13 protein-coding genes, 2 pseudogenes and 1 riboswitch are annotated in these 16,902 nt (G+C 74.8%); of the genes and pseudogenes, 4 read left to right on the top strand and 11 right to left on the bottom strand.

What is annotated here, in order from left to right; genetic code table 11:
- Window positions 1–171: 171 nt before the first annotated feature.
- Window positions 172–1,014 carry an inositol monophosphatase family protein gene (locus REH70_RS11305; RefSeq protein ID WP_310747288.1) on the bottom strand — a complete coding sequence of 281 codons (843 nt, stop codon included), beginning with the start codon at window positions 1,012–1,014 and terminating at the stop codon, window positions 172–174.
- 139 nt (window positions 1,015–1,153) lie between these two features.
- Between REH70_RS11305 and sepH the strand changes: the two genes are divergently transcribed.
- Entirely contained in the window at window positions 1,154–2,230 is a 1,077-nt protein-coding gene (sepH, locus tag REH70_RS11310) for a septation protein SepH (protein WP_310747290.1), read from the top strand.
- 81 nt (window positions 2,231–2,311) lie between these two features.
- On the opposite strand, the gene REH70_RS11315 is transcribed toward sepH, so the two are convergent.
- The 6 genes and pseudogenes from REH70_RS11315 to REH70_RS11340 all read right to left on the bottom strand — a co-directional run.
- Window positions 2,312–2,959: a thymidine kinase gene (locus tag REH70_RS11315; RefSeq protein WP_310747291.1), complete on the bottom strand. Its 648-nt coding sequence runs from the start codon at window positions 2,957–2,959 to the stop codon at window positions 2,312–2,314.
- Window positions 2,960–2,968: 9 nt separating this feature from the next.
- Window positions 2,969–3,097 (bottom strand): hypothetical protein, encoded by a 129-nt coding sequence (locus REH70_RS11320; RefSeq protein ID WP_310747292.1) that lies wholly within the window; start codon window positions 3,095–3,097, stop codon window positions 2,969–2,971.
- Window positions 3,094–4,161: an alkaline phosphatase family protein gene (locus REH70_RS11325; RefSeq protein WP_310747293.1), complete on the bottom strand. Its 1,068-nt coding sequence runs from the start codon at window positions 4,159–4,161 to the stop codon at window positions 3,094–3,096. The genes REH70_RS11320 and REH70_RS11325 overlap by 4 nt, the downstream gene beginning before the upstream one ends.
- 8 nt (window positions 4,162–4,169) lie before the next feature.
- Window positions 4,170–4,745 carry a DUF5998 family protein gene (locus REH70_RS11330; RefSeq protein WP_310747295.1) on the bottom strand — a complete coding sequence of 192 codons (576 nt, stop codon included), beginning with the start codon at window positions 4,743–4,745 and terminating at the stop codon, window positions 4,170–4,172.
- Window positions 4,746–4,865: 120 nt separating this feature from the next.
- On the bottom strand, window positions 4,866–5,792 hold the full coding sequence (locus REH70_RS11335; protein WP_310754245.1) for an acetate--CoA ligase family protein: 927 nt from the start codon (window positions 5,790–5,792) through the stop codon (window positions 4,866–4,868).
- 356 nt (window positions 5,793–6,148) lie between these two features.
- A pseudogene (locus REH70_RS11340) lies at window positions 6,149–7,684 on the bottom strand (GNAT family N-acetyltransferase); the annotation flags it as partial.
- Between the two features lie 162 nt (window positions 7,685–7,846).
- On the opposite strand from REH70_RS11340, the pseudogene REH70_RS11345 reads away from it, so the two are divergent.
- Window positions 7,847–10,313 (top strand): annotated as a pseudogene (locus REH70_RS11345) (DNA topoisomerase (ATP-hydrolyzing) subunit A).
- Between the two features lie 66 nt (window positions 10,314–10,379).
- Here REH70_RS11345 and REH70_RS11350 read toward each other — a convergent pair.
- Window positions 10,380–11,096: a GNAT family N-acetyltransferase gene (locus REH70_RS11350; protein ID WP_310747296.1), complete on the bottom strand. Its 717-nt coding sequence runs from the start codon at window positions 11,094–11,096 to the stop codon at window positions 10,380–10,382.
- 430 nt (window positions 11,097–11,526) lie between these two features.
- Window positions 11,527–13,653 (bottom strand): DNA topoisomerase IV subunit B, encoded by a 2,127-nt coding sequence (locus tag REH70_RS11355; protein ID WP_310747298.1) that lies wholly within the window; start codon window positions 13,651–13,653, stop codon window positions 11,527–11,529.
- A gap of 142 nt (window positions 13,654–13,795) precedes the next feature.
- Here REH70_RS11355 and REH70_RS11360 point away from each other — a divergent pair, with 142 nt between their 5' ends.
- A complete protein-coding gene (locus tag REH70_RS11360) occupies window positions 13,796–14,053 on the top strand; it encodes a hypothetical protein (RefSeq protein ID WP_310754246.1) in 258 nt (85 codons plus the stop codon).
- Between the two features lie 163 nt (window positions 14,054–14,216).
- On the opposite strand, the gene REH70_RS11365 is transcribed toward REH70_RS11360, so the two are convergent.
- Window positions 14,217–14,417, bottom strand: coding sequence for a hypothetical protein (locus REH70_RS11365; RefSeq protein ID WP_310747299.1), 201 nt, complete (start codon window positions 14,415–14,417; stop codon window positions 14,217–14,219).
- A gap of 17 nt (window positions 14,418–14,434) precedes the next feature.
- A riboswitch (cyclic di-GMP riboswitch) is annotated at window positions 14,435–14,509 on the bottom strand.
- Window positions 14,510–14,813: 304 nt separating this feature from the next.
- Between REH70_RS11365 and REH70_RS11370 the strand changes: the two genes are divergently transcribed.
- Window positions 14,814–15,062, top strand: a complete 249-nt coding sequence (locus REH70_RS11370) for a hypothetical protein (protein ID WP_310747301.1) — start codon at window positions 14,814–14,816, stop codon at window positions 15,060–15,062.
- Window positions 15,063–15,217: 155 nt separating this feature from the next.
- Here the strand turns inward: REH70_RS11370 and REH70_RS11375 are convergent, their stop codons facing one another.
- Entirely contained in the window at window positions 15,218–16,804 is a 1,587-nt protein-coding gene (locus REH70_RS11375; protein ID WP_310747303.1) for an RNA polymerase sigma factor, read from the bottom strand.
- Window positions 16,805–16,902 lie beyond the last annotated feature (98 nt).

Genomic DNA, 16,902 nt, shown 5'->3' on the forward strand with positions numbered 1-16,902 from the left:
GTGAGGTACGGACTCAATGCACGAGAGCACTGGTTTGTTCCCCCGGGGCGCTGCGGATTGTGCCGTATATCGGCGCCGACCGCACTCCCCGACCGCGTGGCGTGCCCGGCCGGCGCGCCACGCCCCGCGCGGCGTGCGGCGCGTGCGGCCGCAGCCGTCCGTCGGGCCCCCTCAGGCGCAGTCGGTGGCGCGGTGCTCCTCGAGGAACGCGACCAGCCGCTCGACGCTGCCGCGCGGCCCGGCCACCGTCATGGTCTCCCCCGCCGGCGCGCCGTGCAGACCCCCGACGACGGCTCCGGCCTCCGCGGCGACGAGGGCGCCGGCGGCGAGGTCCCAGGGCTTGAGCCCGCGCTCGTAGTACAGGTCGAGGTTGCCGGCGGCGACCGAGCACAGGTCCAGCGCGGCGGAGCCGATGCGGCGGACGTCGCGGATGTGCGGCATGAGCTCGGCCAGGATCGTCGCCTGCTCACCGCGGCGCTGCGCGGTGTACGCGAAGCCCGTGCCGACGAGGGACTCGGCGAGCGGGCGCGGCGGGTTGGCCCGCAGCGCGCGCCCGTCGCACGCGGCACCCAGCCCGCGCCCCGCGGTGTACGTCCGGCCGTCGGAGACGCTGTGCACCGCACCGGCGACGGCGGTCCAGCGCTCGGGCACAGGCGGCCCGGCGACGACCGCCACCGAGACCGCGTAGGCGGGGATGCCGTAGAGGTAGTTCACGGTGCCGTCGATCGGGTCGAGCACCCAGGTCAGCCCCGACGTGCCCGCGACGGGCTCGTCCTCCTCGCCGAGGATGCCGTCGTCCGGCCGGTGCCGGGCCAGGAGCGAGCGCAGCAGCGCCTCGGAGGCGAGGTCCCGCTCGGTGACGACGTCGATGGGGCTCGACTTGGTCGCGGCGACGTCGACCTGGTCCGGACGACCGTCGCGCACCAGCGCGCCGGCCTCGCGGGCGAGGCTCGCCGCCAGCTCGACCAGGCGGGCGGTGGTGTCGGCATCGGGCAGCGCGGTGGGTGTGGTCACCGCCCCATCCAACCTCAAGGCGCGCGGGGCTCGGCGTGGTGGCGGCAGGAGCTCGGCACGGACGGCGCACCGGACGAGATGTCACCGATCCGGCGGCGCAGGTGGCACGCTGTGGGACGGAGTCCGGGAGGTCACGTACATGGGTGAGCTAGAGCTGGTGGGTCTGCACGAGGACGGGGAGCACCTGGTCCTGGTGGGCTCGGACGGGCAGCGGTTCCGTCTGCGGATCGACGAGCCGCTGCGCGCGGCCGTGCGCCGCGACCGCCCGCAGCTCGAGCAGCTGCGCGCGGAGCGCTACGGCTCGCTCGCACCGCGGGAGATCCAGGCCCGCATCCGGGCGGGGCAGTCGGCGGCCGCGGTCGCCGAGAGCGCGGACATCGCGATCGAGCAGGTGCGCCGGTACGAGGGCCCCGTGCTCGCCGAGCGCGAGCACGTGGCGGGCCTGGCCCAGCGGACCCGCGTCGGCCGGGACAGCGACGCGCCCGTCCTCGGCGACCTCGTGCCGGACCGTCTCGCGGCCCGCGGCGTCGACCTCGCCACCATCGAGTGGGACGCGTTCCGGGACGGTCCCGCGCCGTGGACCGTCGTCGTGCGCTTCGTCGCCGGTGGCGAGAAGCGCGAGGCGCTGTGGACGTTCGACGCGCAGGCCCGCGCCGTGCAGGCCCTCGAGGACGAGGCGCGCTGGCTGTCCGAGACCGAGCTCGCCGACGAGGTCATCCCGCGCCGCCACCTGGCCGCGGTGCGTGACGTCGTCTTCGACGTCGGCCCCGACGGCTCCGTGCGTCCCCTCACCCCGCTCGTCGACGACGTCGTCCTCGACCCGGAGGACGAGCCGGTGCCCATGGATGCCACCGCCGCCCTCCTCGACGACCTGCGCACCAAGCGCGGCGTGCGCCAGCCGTTCGACGACAGCGAGCCCGACGAGGAGTTCGAGGGCTTCGGCCCGCAGCGCGCCTTCGACCTCGGTGGCGCCGAGCTGCCCCCGGCGGCCCACCCGCCGCACTCGGACCCGTCCGCTGCGACCGACGACACCGTGCTGCCGGCGCCGTCCGGGCCGCGCCGGATCACCGAGCCGGAGACCCCGGTCGCGCTCGAGCCGGACGAGCCGCTGCCCGACGACGCCGCACCGCCGCTCGTGGAGCGCCCGCGCGGTCGCCGCGGTCGGCCGAGCGTCCCGAGCTGGGACGAGATCGTCTTCGGCGCCAAGCCGGAGTGACGTCGCCGGGCCGGCTGGCCCGGAGCGACCGGTCGGCCGGGGTGGCCGGGATGGCCCGGCCCGACCCGACCCGCACCGGCCCTACACGTCGAGGGTGAGGGTGTCCGGCGACGGCGAGGCGGACCGGGCGGCCGTGGCCGTCATCCGGCGCAGGTGGTGCCGACGGCACAGGACCTCGTAGGCGACGTCGTCGTCGTGCGGCGCGGTGTCCCCGACGACCACCTGCTCGCCCTCGACGACCATGATCCCGTTCACGGTGCGCGCGTTGTGCGTCGCCCGCGCCCCGCACCAGCACAGCGCCTGCACCTGGAGCACCTCGACGCGGTCGGCCAGCTCGATGAGCCGCTGGGAGCCGGGGAACAGCCGGGTCCGGAAGTCCGCGGTGATGCCGAACGCCAAGACGTCGACCCCCATCTCGTCGACCAGGCGGGCGAGCTGCTCGACCTGGGTGGGCGAGTAGAACTGCGCCTCGTCGCAGATGAGGTAGTCCACCCGGTCCCCGCGCATGCGCCGCTCGACCACCTCGTGCCAGAAGTCGGTGGAGTCGTGCACCTCGTGGGCGCGCGTCTGCAGGCCCAGCCGGGAGGACAGCACGTCGCTGCCCGCGCGGTCGTCGCGCGTGAAGATGATCCCGCCGCGGCCGCGCGCGGCGTGGTTGTGGTCCATCTGCAGCGCGAGGGTCGACTTGCCGCAGTCCATGGTCCCGGAGAAGAACGCCAGCTCGGCCACGGCGGCCCCCTAGCGGCGGTGGACGGTCAGGAGGGGCACGACCATCTCGGCGCGGGTGAAGGACCCGTGCATGCCCACGAGGTCCATCGACGCGGAGGACTGCGTGCGCGAGTCCACCACCGTGCTGCGGCCGGTCATGGCGACGACGACGTCGCCCAGGGCCGGGCGCACGTGGTCGGCCACCGGCCCGAACCACCCCGCCGCGACGGCCTCGTCGCGCGTCGCGACGACCGCCGCGGGCCCGAGCGTGCCACGCCAGCGCGCCGCGACGGCGGCGACCAGGTCCGGGGCGTCACCGCGGGTGTGCACGTGCAGCGCGCGCGGCTCCCCGCGACGAGCTCCACGCCCTGCGCGAGCGCGGGCGTGGTCGCGACGTCCCAGCGGCTGGACCGGTCGACGTCGACCATGCCGTGGTCGGCGGTCACGGCGAGCAGCGTCCCGGGCGGCAGCGCGCGGGCGAGCCGCGCGAGCTCGCGGTCGAGCTCGCCGAGCGCCTCGCCCCACTGCCACGACCCGACGCCGTGGTGGTGGCCGATCTTGTCGACGTCGCCCCAGTACAGGTAGACGAGCGCCGGGCCCATGAGCGAGAACACCGCGGCGTCGACGCGGTCCGCGAGGCTCTCGGCGCGCATGTACCCCCCGCCGCGCAGCACCGCCTCGGTGAGCCCGGACCCGGCGAAGCGTGCCGGGCCGACCGACGTCACCGGCACCCCGGCGGCGTCGACCTGCTCGAGGACCGTGGGCTCGCGCTGCCACTCCCGCGCCGGGCCGACGTCGGTCCACGAGACGAGGTTCGCGAGCGCCCCCGTGCCGGGGTGCCGCGCGGTGTAGCCGACCATGCCGGTGCGCCCGGGGCCGCGCCCGGTGCCGAGCAGCCCGAGCGACGCCGCGGTCGTCGACGGGTAGCCCGTGACCAGCTCGCGCCCGTCGCCGAGCAGCGAGCGCAGGAACGGGGCGTGCCCGGACCGGTCGGCGAGGTTGTCCCACCCCAGGCCGTCCACCAGCACGACGCACGCCCGCTGCACGCGGGGCAGCCCCAGCTCGGCGCGGCACCGCGCGGACTCGCCGTCGCCGAGCGGCACGCCGAGCGCGTCGGCCACCGCGGGCAGGACCGCGCCCAGGCTCGCGCCGTCGTACCGGGGCGCCACGAGGCCGGCGGCACCGAGGTCGGGTGCGGACGCGGGGACGGCCGGGCCCGCCACCGGCACCGTCATCGGGTGCGCGCGGAGGCCGCCGAGAGCCGGCGCGCGAAGTCCGCGGCGGCACGCACGGCGCCGGGGCCCTCGGCCCCGGAGCTGATGCGCACGACGATGTCGTCCGGCGTCATCGTGCCGGTCAGGCCGTGATCGGCCTCGCAGGACGGGTCGGGGCAGGTCGCGGGCTCGAGGTCGAGGCGGGACACCGCACCCCACCCGATCGACAGCGTGAGCTCGGCCGCGACGACCCCGGCGACGTGCTGCTCGGGGTTGGTGATGACGTGGGTCAGGGCCACCGACCGCAGCTCGGTCAGCGGGACCGACTCCGTGGTCGCCGAGGCGCTCGTCGCCGGGTGCTCGCTGTCGGCGGGGTGGTCGTCGACGTGCGCGACGACGAGCCGCGACGCCGTCAGCACGAGCACGGTGACATGGCGACGCACCTCGCTCGCGTCGAAGGTCGTCTCGGCGTGCACCAGGTGCGCGACGACGGGCTCGTCCGCGAGCGCCACGTCGAGGACGTCGGCGACGAGCTCGGGGTAGTACCCGGCGCGGTGCAGGTCGGCTTGCAGGTCGGTGGTGGCTCCGGTCACCGGGTCATCCTTCCACCCCGGCGCGGGGGCGGGCACCTCGGCCGGCCGGGGTGCGCGGCCGGGCACGCGGGCGGGCGCCGGGGCGGCGCCGGTCGGCGCCCGGGCCCGACCGCGCCGGCGTCAGGCGGGCAGCGACCGGCGGGAGGTGTCCGTGCGGCTCGCGGTCGCGAGCTCGACGCGGGCGGACAGCACCGCGGCACCGTGCTCGGCGACGACGACGGGGTGCAGCTCGAGCGTGCGCACCTCGGGGTGGTCGGCCGCCAGGACCGAGACGCGGGCGATGACGTCCTCGAGCGCGTCGACGTCGGCGGGCGGGAGCCCGCGGTAGCCGAACAGGCGCGGCGCGGCGCGCACGGACCGGACGAGCTCGGCGACGTCGACGTCGGTCAGCGGCGGGATCGCCTGCGCGATGTCACCGAGCAGCTCGGTCGCGTCGCCCGCCAGCCCGAACGAGACCACCGGGCCGAAGAGCGGGTCCTCGGTGGTCCGCACGACGCACGCGACACCGGCCGGCGCCATCCGCTGCACCTCGAGCGGCGCGTAGTGCGCACCGAGGTGCGCGGCGCGCTCCTGGAGCCCCTGCACACCGACGCGCAGGTCGTCCGGGTGGTCGATGTCCAGCCGCACCCCGCCCAGGTCGGCGCGGTGCCGCAGCCGGGACGCGGTGCTCTTGAGGGCGACCGGCCAGCCGAGCTCCTCCGCGGCCGCCACCGCCTCGTCCGGACCGGTGACCGAGCGTGCGGGCCACAGCTCGATGCCGTAGAGGTCGAGGAGCTCGGCGGCGTCGGTCCGGGACAGCCGCACGGGGCCGTCGCCGCCGGCGCGGTCCAGGTGGGCGCGGATGACCCGTCGCGCCCGGTTGCGGTCGATGCCCACCGGGACCACCGGGTGCCCGTGGTCGCGGCCCCGCCAGGCGGCGTACCCGACCACCGCACCGAGCGCGGCGACCGCGCCCTCGGGGTCGAGTACGCCGGGACGGTCCAGGAGCGACCGGTGCCGTCCGTGGCGGTCAGGGTGTCGGTGACACCGTGCAGACCGAGCACGCACGCCGCCGTCGTCACACCCGACCCGGCCGCGGCCCGGGCCACGGCGCGGGCGAGCCGGGTCGACGCACCGCCGACCGTGGGCACGTGGACGGCGATGACGACGTCGCAGTCCCCGTTCCGGTAGAGCGCGTCGAGCGACGCGTCGAGCTCCTCGTCGGTGGTGTCCGCGCTGAACGTCACGACCTGGCCACGGTTCTCGAGCTTCGCGGCGACGGCCGCCTCGGACGCGATGGCCGCCATCGACGACGACCCGGCGACGATGCCCACCCGCCGACCCCGCGGCACGGGCTGCGAGGCGAAGAGCTGGGCGATGTCGAGCAGCGCGTGGGTGTTGTCGGCGCGCACCACCCCGGACTGGCGGAACACCTCCTCGACGGTCCGCCGCGTGGAGCGCGTCTGCCGCACGGCGTGCCCGGGCGGGACGACCGGGCCGGACTGGCCGGCCGTGACCACGACGACGGGCTTGACCGCCGAGAGACGGCGCGCGATCCGGGAGAACTTGCGCGGGTTGCCGATCGACTCCAGGCACAGCCCCACGACCTCGGTCGCCGGGTCCTCCTCCCAGAACTGCATGAGGTCATTGCCGGAGACGTCGGCGCGGTGCCCCGCGGAGACGAACGAGGAGACCCCCAGGCTGCGGTTCGCGACCGACGCGAGCAGCGGCACCGCCATCGGCGCGGACTGGCAGAACAGGCCCAGCACGCCCGCCCGCGGGAGGTCCTCGGTGAGCGAGGCGTTCATGGGCGGCTCCGCGGCCGCGTCGAAGAACCCGTACGACGCGGGGCCCACGAGCCGCATCCCGGCGGCATGCGCCGCGCGCACGAGCTCGCGCTGCAGCGCCAGACCGGCCTCGCCCGTCTCCGCGAAGCCCGTGGACAGCACGACGACGCTGCGCACCCCGAGCGGCCCGAGGCGGCGCACGACCGACACGACGTCCGCCGGGGAGCGCGACGACGGCGGCCTCGACCGGTCCGGGGACGTCGGCCAGCCGATCCCAGTACTCGACGAGCGTGGCCTCCCCGGTGCGCTGCCCGGTCCGGACCACCAGGCCTGACGGGGCAGACCGGCGTGCCCGGTCGTCTCGGGGAGCCCGACGACGTGCAGCCGCGCGGTGCCGCTCGTGGACAGGTTGGTGAACGCACGCCGCACGAGCAGGTCGAGCGCGGACGACTCGGGGGCGCGCGCGGCGCCGACCAGCAGCACCGTCCGGGCACCGAGCAGCCGCTGCACGCTGCGCGCCTCGGCGCGGTGCTCGCGGTCCGCGGTCACCGCGAGCGACCGGTCGGTGGGGTCGATGTCGAAGACGACCGTGACGACGCCGTCGTCGACGGTCTGGGAGACCTCGTACCCGGCCTCGCGGAACACCGCGATCATCCGCCCGTTCTGCGGCAGCACCTCGGCGGTGAAGCGCCGCACGCCCACCTCGCGCGCGGCGGCGGCGAGGTGCTCGAGGAGCACCGACCCCAGGCCGCGGCCGTGGTGGGCGTCGGCGATGTTGAACGCGACCTCCGCCTCGTCCGCGGTGATCCGGTCGAAGCGGGCCACCCCGATGATCTGCTCGGTGGGGCGCGGGTCGGTGCCGCCGTCGGGCTCGCCGGCCGACTCCTCGTCCGCCTCCACGGCCCGGACGGCGATCAGCGCGACCCGGTCGACGTGGTCGACGGTCGTGAAGCGGGCGAGGTCGCGCTCGGGCAGCCGCTCGAGCGCCGCGAAGAACCGCATGTACGTCGACCGCTCCGACTGCGCGACGTGGAAGGCCTGCAGGGCCGGCGCGTCGGCCGGGGTGATCGGCCGGATGTGCGTCGTCTCGCCGTCCCGCAGGACGACGTCGGCCTCCCAGCCCTCGGGGTACGGGGCGGCGGCTCGCGGGCGCGGGTCGGTCGGTCCAGCCATGTCGCCCAGGCTAGGGGTGCGTCCCGCGCGCCGGGTGCCGGACAGGCCGGTGCGCACGGGACAATGGACCGTCGTCCCGCGGTGCGGGCCCCGCCCCGCCGCACCCGTCCCCCGTCGCGCCGCCCGGCGCGCACCCGCGACCACCGAGGAGCCGCATCACCCATGGCGCGCCGCACCGCCACCCCGCCCCGGCCGACGAGGACTTCACCGAGCACGTCGTCGACATCGACGTCTCGGAGGAGATGCGCGGGTCGTTCCTCGAGTACGCGTACTCGGTCATCTACACCCGCGCCCTGCCCGACGCCCGCGACGGGCTCAAGCCCGTGCAGCGCCGCATCGTCTACGGCATGGCGGACATGGGTCTGCGTCCCGACCGCGCGCACGTGAAGTCCGCGCGCGTCGTCGGCGAGGTCATGGGCAAGCTGCACCCGCACGGGGACGCGTCGATCTACGACGCGCTCGTGCGGCTCGCGCAGCCGTGGGCGCTGCGGGTGCCGCTGGTGGACGGCCACGGCAACTTCGGCTCGCTCGACGACGGCCCGGCGGCGGCCCGCTACACCGAGGCGCGGATGGCCCCGGCGGCGCTAGCGCTGACCGCCGGGCTCGACGAGGACGTCGTCGACTTCGTCCCGAACTACGACAACCGGCTCACCCAGCCCGCGGTTCTGCCCGCCGCGTTCCCGAACCTGCTGGTCAACGGCGCGTCCGGCATCGCGGTCGGCATGGCGACGAACATGGCCCCGCACAACCTCGTCGAGGTGGTCGCGGCGGCGCGCCACCTGGTCGCGCACCCGGACGCCACGCTCGAGGACCTCATGCGCCTCGTCCCCGGCCCGGACCTGCCGACCGGCGGCAAGATCGTCGGGCTCGACGGCGTCCGTGACGCGTACCGCACCGGTCGTGGGGCGTTCCGCACCCGGGCGACGACCCGGATCGAGAGCGTCACGCCCAAGCGCAAGGGCATCGTCGTCAGCGAGCTGCCCTACATGGTCGGCCCGGAGAAGGTGATCGAGAAGATCAAGGAGGGAGTGCAGGCCAAGAAGCTCGCCGGGATCAGCGACGTCATCGACCTCACCGACCGCTCGAACGGGCTGCGGCTGGTCATCGAGATCAAGACGGGGTTCAACCCCGAGGCCGTGCTGGAGCAGCTGTACCGCTACACGCCGCTCGAGGAGTCCTTCAACATCAACAACGTCGCCCTGGTCGACGGCCAGCCGCGCACGCTCGGTCTCGTCGAGCTGCTGCGCGTGTGGGTGGACCACCGCCTCGACGTCGTGCGCCGCCGGAGCACCTTCCGCCTCGGCCGACGCCGCGACCGGCTGCACCTGGTCGAGGGCCTGCTCCTCGCGATCGCGGACATCGACGAGGTCATCCAGGTGATCCGCACCTCCGACGACCCCGACACCGCCCGGACCCGGCTGCGTGAGGTCTTCGACCTGTCCGAGACGCAGGCCGAGTACATCCTCGAGCTGCGCCTGCGGCGCCTGACGAAGTTCTCCCGGATCGAGCTGGAGAAGGAGAGCGCCGAGCTCGCCGAGGAGATCGCGGCGCTGCAGGCCCTGCTCGACGACGAGGCGCTGCTGCGTGGCGCCGTGTCCGACGAGATGGCCGAGGTCGCCCGAGCGCACGGGACCCCCGCCGGACGATCCTGCTCGACTCCGCCGGCGGTGGGCCGGTCGCGACCGGCCGCAGCGCGACCCCGCTTGAGATCGAGGACACCCCGTGCTGGGTGCTGCTCTCGGCGACCGGGCTGCTCGCCCGCACGACCGACGACGCCCGCCCGTCCCGCGAGGGCAGCCGGCACCGCCACGACGTCCTGCGCGCGACGGTCCCCGCCACCACCCGGGGCGAGGTCGCCGCGGTGACGTCGCGCGGCCGGCTCGTCCGGGTCCCGGTGCTCGACCTGCCGTCGCTGCCCGCGACCGACGCCGCGCCGAGCCTGTCCGGCGGCGTGCCGGTCGGCGAGCTCGTCGCGCTGGAGCCGGGCGAGACCCTCGTGTCGCTCACCTCCCTCGACCCGGCCGCACCGACCCTCGCGCTCGGGACCGCGGCGGGGGTCGTCAAGCGCGTCGCCCCGGGGGACGTCCCGGCCAATCGCGACGCGTGGGAGGTCATCGCGCTGCGGGACGGCGACCGCGTCGTGGGCGCCGCCCCGGCGTCCGACGGCGACGAGCTCGTGCTCATCAGCTCCGACGCGTCGCTGCTGCACTTCGCGGCGTCCGCGGTCCGTCCGCAGGGCCGGTCCGCCGGGGGCATGGCCGGGATGAAGCTCACCCCGGGCCAGCAGGTCGTCTACTTCGGGGCGGTGTCCCCCGCGACCGCCGAGGACGACGACGCCGGGCTCGCCGTGGTCACGATCGCCGGGTCCTCGTCGGCGCTCCCAGGGACCGAGGTGGGCAGCGCGAAGACGACGCCGTTCGCCGTCTACCCCGGCAAGGGCCGGGCCACCGGCGGCGTGCGTGCGCACCGGTTCCTCAAGGGCGAGGACTCCCTCGTCCTGGCATGGGTCGGGCCCACACCGCCGCGCGCGACCGGCTCGGCCGGGCAGCCGGTCGACCTGCCGCCGGTGGACCCCCGCCGGGACGGCTCCGGCGTCGTCCTGCCCGCGCCGGTGCACGCGGTCGGGTAGGGACCGGTCGCCCGCGCGCGACGGCCGACCGCCCGTGGGCGCGTCGGCCGTCGCGCCGGGAGCGGGTCAGAGCTCGACGGTGTACATCACCGAGCCGTGCCGCACCTCGTACCCGAGCCGCTCGTAGAGGCCGTGCGCGCCCGAGGGGTTCTCGGTGTCGACGTCGAGCTCGGCGTACTCGATGCCGTCGGCGCGGAACGCGGCCATCGAGGCCGCGAGCAGCGCGGGCGCGAGGCGACGGCCGCGGTACGCGCGCCGGACCCCGAGGATCTCGGTGTACCCGCTCGTGTACCCCACCACGGACCAGTCCTGCTCGTAGCGGCCGCTCATGGCGTACGCGGCGACCACCGGGGCGCCGTCGACCGGCTCGGCGGTGTCGTCGACGACCGCGAAGCTCCACGCGGGCGCGAACTTCGCCCGGCCCGTCGTCCAGCTCTCCGGGGTGGCCGGCTCGCTGCCCCAGTGGTCGCGGAAGGCGTCGTTGTGCGCGACGCGGACGGCGTCGTCGAGCTCGGGCGACCACGGCGCGACCCGTAGGCCGGCGTCCAGCTCGACGACCGGTGGCGGGGTGGACAGGTCGCGGCGCATCGTGCGGTACCAGCGGCGCGGCTCGAGACCCGCCGCTGCGAGCAGCCGGCGGTGGGCGTCCGCGTCCTCGTCGGCGTAGGCGGCCAGCCGCGCCGGGAGGTCCTTGCCGGACTCGGCCAGCTTCTGCCGACCGCGGCCGAGCTGCCAGGCGAGCAGCGCGCGCCCCACCCCGCGCCCACGCCACCCCGGGTGCACCCCGCCGTCCAGGAAGCGCGCACCGTCGTGGTGTCGCCCGGGCGCACCTCGACCGTCCCGTAGGCCCGCAGGACGCCGTCGGCGTCGCGGCCACCGAGGGAGTCGCGGGCCATGTCCTTCCAGTCGCCGTCCCACTTCTCGCCGACCTCGTCGGGGTCCGTCCGGTACGGCGGCTGGTCGGCCTCCTCCATCGCGGCGATCAGGGCGTGCAGGTCCCCGGCGTCGGAGCGCTCGAGCGGCCGCCACCGCAGGCCCAGGTCGTCCGGCGGCTCGGTGAGGCTCGCCGGCGGCTGGGCACGCTCGGCGATCGGGCGCAGCACCGGGGCAGGCGGGGACTGGGTCGCAGTGTCGGTCATGCCCGGCACGCTATCGACCGTCCCCGCCGGGCCGCGAACCGAATTCCCGTCGCGGTCCCGGCGCCCCGGCGTGCTCAGACGTCGATGCGGCTCGAGTCCACCTGGTGCGCACCCGCGACGATGAAGTCCTTGCGCGGTGCGACGTCGGTCCCCATGAGCAGCTCGAAGACCTTCTCGGCGGCCTCGGCATGCTCCATGCGCACCCGCCGCAGCGTGCGGTGACGCGGGTCCATGGTCGTCTCCGCGAGCTGGTCGGCGTCCATCTCCCCCAGGCCCTTGTAGCGCTGGATGTCCTCCTTGTAGCGCCGGCCGGACCGCTCGAGCTTCTTCAACGTCGCGGTGAGCTCGGCCTCGGAGTACGTGTAGATGTACTCGTTCTTGCGCGACCCCGCGCCGATGACCTCGACCCGGTGCAGCGGGGGCACCGCGGCGTACACCCGCCCGGCGTCGACGAGCGGACGCATGTACCGGAAGAACAGCGTGAGCAGCAGCGTGCGGATGTGGGCGCCGTCGACGTCGGCGTCCGTCATCAGCACGATCTTCCCGTAGCGCGCGGCCTCGAGCTCGAACGACCGCCCCGACCCTGCGCCGATCACCTGGATGATCGCGGCGCACTCGGCGTTCTTCAGCATGTCCGTGATGGACGCCTTCTGGACGTTGAGGATCTTGCCGCGGATCGGCAGCAGCGCCTGGAAGTCCGAGCTGCGGGCCAGCTTGGCGGTCCCGAGCGCGCTGTCGCCCTCGACGATGAACAGCTCGCTGCGGCTGACGTCGGCGCTGCGGCAGTCCGCGAGCTTGGCGGGCAGGGACGACGACTCGAGCGCGTTCTTGCGCCGGGAGATCTCCTTCTGCTTGCGGGCGCTCATCCGCGCCCGCATCTCGGCGACCACCTTGTCCAGCAGCAGGCTCGCCTGCGCCTTCTCGTCCCGCTTGGTGGAGGTGAGCAGCCCCCCGAGCTCGGTGTCGACGACCTTGGCCACGATGCCCCGCACGGGCGCGGTCCCGAGGACCTCCTTGGTCTGGCCCTCGAACTGCGGCTCGGCGAGCCGGACGGTCAGCACGGCGGTCAGCCCGGCCAGGACGTCGTCCTTCTCGATGCGCTCGTTGTCCTTCGTGGACACCTTGAGCCGGCGCGCGTTCGCGTCGACCGCCTTGCGCACGGTGCGCAGCAGCCCGGCCTCGAAGCCCGCCAGGTGGGCCCCACCCTTCGGCGTCGCGATGACGTTGACGAACGTGCGCAGCTCGGTCTCGTACCCGGTGCCCCACCGCAGTGCGATGTCGACCTCGCACTCGCGGGTGACCTCGCGCGGGGTGAGGTGCCCGCGCTCGTCCAGCACGGGGACCGTCTCGGTGAACGAGCCCGTCCCGGTCAGCTTCCAGGTGTCGGTCACCGGTGCGTCCGGGGCGAGGAACTCCACGAAGTCGCGGGTCCCGCCGTGGTGGACGAAGGACTCCTCGTGCGGGCCGTCCGCACCGGGGGTGCCCGGCAGGCGGCGCTCGTCGCGCACGGTGATCGCCAACCCGGGGACGAGGAACGTCGTCTGGCGGGCGCGGGTGACGAGCTCGTCGTAGGAGAACACCGCGGTCTTGGGGAAGACCTGCCGGTCGGCCCAGTAGCGCACCCGGGTGCCGGTGCGCGCCTTGGGCACCTTGCCCACGACGGCGAGCTCGGAGTTGTCCACGAACGGCGTGAACGGGGCGTCGGGCCGGGGGCCGGCGACGCCGTCGTCGAACACCCCGGGCTCCCCGCGGTGGAAGGTCATCCGGTGCGTCCTGCCGCCACGGTCGACCTCGACGTCGAGACGGGCGGAGAGCGCGTTGACGACGCTCGAGCCCACGCCGTGCAGACCGCCGGAGGCGGCGTAGGAGCCGCCGCCGAACTTGCCGCCGGCGTGGAGCTTGGTGAACACGACCTCGACGCCGCTGAGGCCGGTCTTGGGCTCCGCGTCGACCGGGATCCCGCGGCCGTCGTCGCGGACCTCGACGGACTGGTCCTCGTGCAGGATCACGTCGATGATCGAGCAGTGCCCGGCGAGCGCCTCGTCGACGGAGTTGTCGATGATCTCCCACAGGCAGTGCATGAGCCCGCGGGAGTCGGTCGAGCCGATGTACATCCCGGGACGCTTGCGCACCGCCTCCAGGCCCTCGAGGACGGAGAGGTGCCGGGCGGTGTAGCTGGACTCAGCGGAGGCGGTCGACACGAGGCCCCAGCCTAATCGCTGGCGTCACCGCACCGTGGCGGGGCGGGCGCGGCGCGCCGGTCCGGGCGGTGGCGCCGGTCCGGCACAGGACCGGTCGGGTGGACCGGGCTTCGCGGTGAGCGAATACGGGGGTCCTGACGGCATGCTCACGGGCAGCGGGTGGTTACATGTTCTTGTGACTGCAACGACGACGACCGAACCCCTGACCGCGGCAGACCGTTGCGACCGCTGCAACGCCCAGGCCTATGTCCGCGTGGTGATGCCGAGCGGCGAGCTGCTGTTCTGCGCCCACCACGCCCGAGAGCACGCCCCGAAGTTCACGGCCCTGGCCACCCACGTCCAGGACGAGACCGACCGGCTCCTCGCGGAGCACGGCGCCGGCGCCGGGGCGGTCCGCTGACGCGGACCGGTAGCGGACGGGTCGACGACCCGCACCAGCCAGCACGACATGAGGGCCCGACCGGATGGTCGGGCCCTCATGTCGTTGTCGGGCCGACGTGTCGTGCGGCCCTCGTGTCGTGCAGGTCGGTCAGCGCAGGGGGACGGTGAGCGCCGGACCGGTCTCAGCGCACCTGTGCCGGCACGAAGCCGAGCAGGCCGCCCGACGCCGACGCGAACGTCTGCCGGCTGAGGAGCCGCTCGAGCGCGGAACCGGCCTCCGGTCGCTGCGGACCGGTCGGCGACATCGTCAGGTGCGCACCGCGCTCGCCTGCGGGGACGTCGCCCCGGGCCGCGTCGGTCCGCGGGAGGATGGGGTCGGACATGGGGTCTGCTCCTGTCGTTCGGTGGCCCGGCTGACCGTAGGGGTCCCGTGGCTTTGCGTCCCCGCCTCTCGACGGGTTTGCCCTTCTCGCTGACACCGCAGAACGTATCGCACGAATCGGGCATGTCCACCCCGTGCGGGGCCATTTCACCCGCTCGCCGAGGCGGGTCCGCGCCTCGGCGGGACCGTGCCGCCGGTCGCGCCCGTCGCGCCCGGTCACGGGCGCGACGGGCACGGGCGCACGGGCGCGCGGGCGCACGGGGGCCGCACGGCCGCACGGGGTATCCTCACGGCGGATTTCACCCGCGCGAACGGGTGCTGACATCCCCCGTTCACACCGGCGCGTGATAATGGCCATCGTGCCCGTCAGCCGACGCCGGCCGGAGAGGACTTCATCGTGGCGACGTACCTGTGCCTGGACGGACCGCTCGAGGGGCGCGCCCTGCGCTGGCGCCGACTCCCCCGGCGGGGCCGTCCGGTGACGGTGGCTCTGGTCGACGTCGGGCACGGCGTGCTCGAGGTCGAGTACCGCGTGCAGCGCCCGGCCGGCCGCTCGCGCCCCGGCGACCTCCGGTTCGTCCGCGCGCGCGACGCCTGGCACACCCCGCGGTGGCGCGCACGCACGCGGCGCCGTCTCGCGCTCTGACCGACGACCCCGGCCGGCCGCCCGTCCCGTGCGCGGGTGTCCCCGCCACGCCCGCACCGGCCCTCCCCGGCCCGGTACGCCACGAGACGACCGTGGGCCGCGCACCGGCCTCGGCTGAGGCGGTACGCGGCCCACGGCGACGTCGGCGTCCGGCGTCAGTCCAGGTAGTCCCGCAGGACCTGCGAGCGGCTCGGGTGCCGCAGCTTCGACATGGTCTTGGACTCGATCTGACGGATCCGCTCGCGCGTGACCCCGTAGACCTTCCCGATCTCGTCCAGGGTCTTCGGCTGGCCGTCCGTGAGGCCGAAGCGCATCGAGACGACGCCGGCCTCGCGCTCGGACAGCGTGTCGAGCACCTGGTGCAGCTGCTCCTGCAGGAGCGTGAAGCTCACGGCGTCGGCCGGGACGACGGCCTCGGAGTCCTCGATGAGGTCACCGAACTCGCTGTCCCCGTCCTCACCGAGCGGCGTGTGCAGCGAGATGGGCTCGCGGCCGTACTTCTGGACCTCGACGACCTTCTCGGGCGTCATGTCGAGCTCCTTGGCGAGCTCCTCGGGCGTGGGCTCCCGGCCCAGGTCCTGGAGCATCTGCCGCTGCACGCGCGCGAGCTTGTTGATGACCTCGACCATGTGCACCGGGATGCGGATGGTGCGCGCCTGGTCGGCCATGGCCCGGGTGATGGCCTGCCGGATCCACCAGGTGGCGTAGGTCGAGAACTTGTAGCCCTTGGTGTAGTCGAACTTCTCGACCGCACGGATCAGACCGAGGTTGCCTTCCTGGATCAGGTCCAGGAACAGCATCCCGCGGCCGGTGTAGCGCTTGGCGAGCGAGACGACGAGGCGGAGGTTCGCCTCGAGCAGGTGGTTCTTGGCCCGGCGTCCGTCACCGGCGATCCACTCGAGCTCGCGCCGCATCTTGGGCTCGAGCTTGGTGCCCGAGCTCAGCCGCTCCTCGGCGAACAGGCCGGCCTCGATCCGCTTGGCGAGATCGACCTCCTGCTCGGCGTTGAGGAGCGCGACCTTGCCGATCTGCTTGAGGTAGTCCTTGACCGGGTCCGCGGTGGCGCCGGCGGTGACCACCTGCTGGGCGGGGGCGTCGTCGTCGTCGGCGTCGGAGTAGACGAAGGCACCACCCTCCTCGGGCTCGTCGCCGGTCTTGCCGGCCGGGGCGCCCTCGGCGACGACGGCGTCGTCGGCCACCACGGCGGTGTCCTCGACGACGACGTCCTCGAGGTCACCAGAGGCGGCCTCGGGCTCGTCCTCGCTCGCCTTCTTCGCGGCGGCGGCCTTCGCTGCGGTCGCCTTGGCCGTCGTCCCCTTGGCGGCCGTGGTCTTCGCCGCGGCGGCCTTCGGGGCGGCTGCCCGCTTCGTCGCCGGCTTCGCCTCGGACGTGTCGTCGTCCGTGGCGGGGGCCGCCTTCTTGGCGGGTGCACGGCGCTTGGCCGGGGCGGGTGCGGGGGCGTCCGGGTCGACCGTCGCGCTGGTCCCCTTGCGGGCGGTGGTGGTCGCGGCGGCCACCTTGACGGTTGCGGTCACGGGCTCCGCGACGGTGACACCCGTGGCGGCCAGGCCCCGCAGCACGACCTTCAGCCGCTTGGCGTCATTGACCTGCGCGGACTCGCAGGCGACACGGAACGCCTCGGCGTCCACGGTGCCGTGCGTGCGTCCACGCGCCACGAGCTCCTGGAGTGCGGGGTGCTCGAACTCGCGCGGCAGTGCAGGATTCGGGGAGAGGGATGACACGAACAACCTTTCGGCAGCGCAGGCTCGGACGTCGAGCCCCGGGGTACGTCTTCATTGTACCGGCCAGGACCCTCGCGGCGGGTCGGCGTGCGCCTCGA

The sequence above is a fragment of the Cellulomonas sp. ATA003 genome, assembly GCF_031582905.1.
GTDB lineage: Bacteria > Actinomycetota > Actinomycetes > Actinomycetales > Cellulomonadaceae > Pengzhenrongella.

Coding starts and splice junctions, on each gene's coding strand:
- sepH (WP_310747290.1), top strand. CDS start 1,154: ATGGGTGAGCTAGAGCTGGTGGGTCTGCACGAGGACGGGGAGCACCTG.
- REH70_RS11320 (WP_310747292.1), bottom strand. CDS start 3,097: ATGACCGGCCGCAGCACGGTGGTGGACTCGCGCACGCAGTCCTCCGCG.
- REH70_RS11360 (WP_310754246.1), top strand. CDS start 13,796: ATGCTCACGGGCAGCGGGTGGTTACATGTTCTTGTGACTGCAACGACG.
- REH70_RS11365 (WP_310747299.1), bottom strand. CDS start 14,417: ATGTCCGACCCCATCCTCCCGCGGACCGACGCGGCCCGGGGCGACGTC.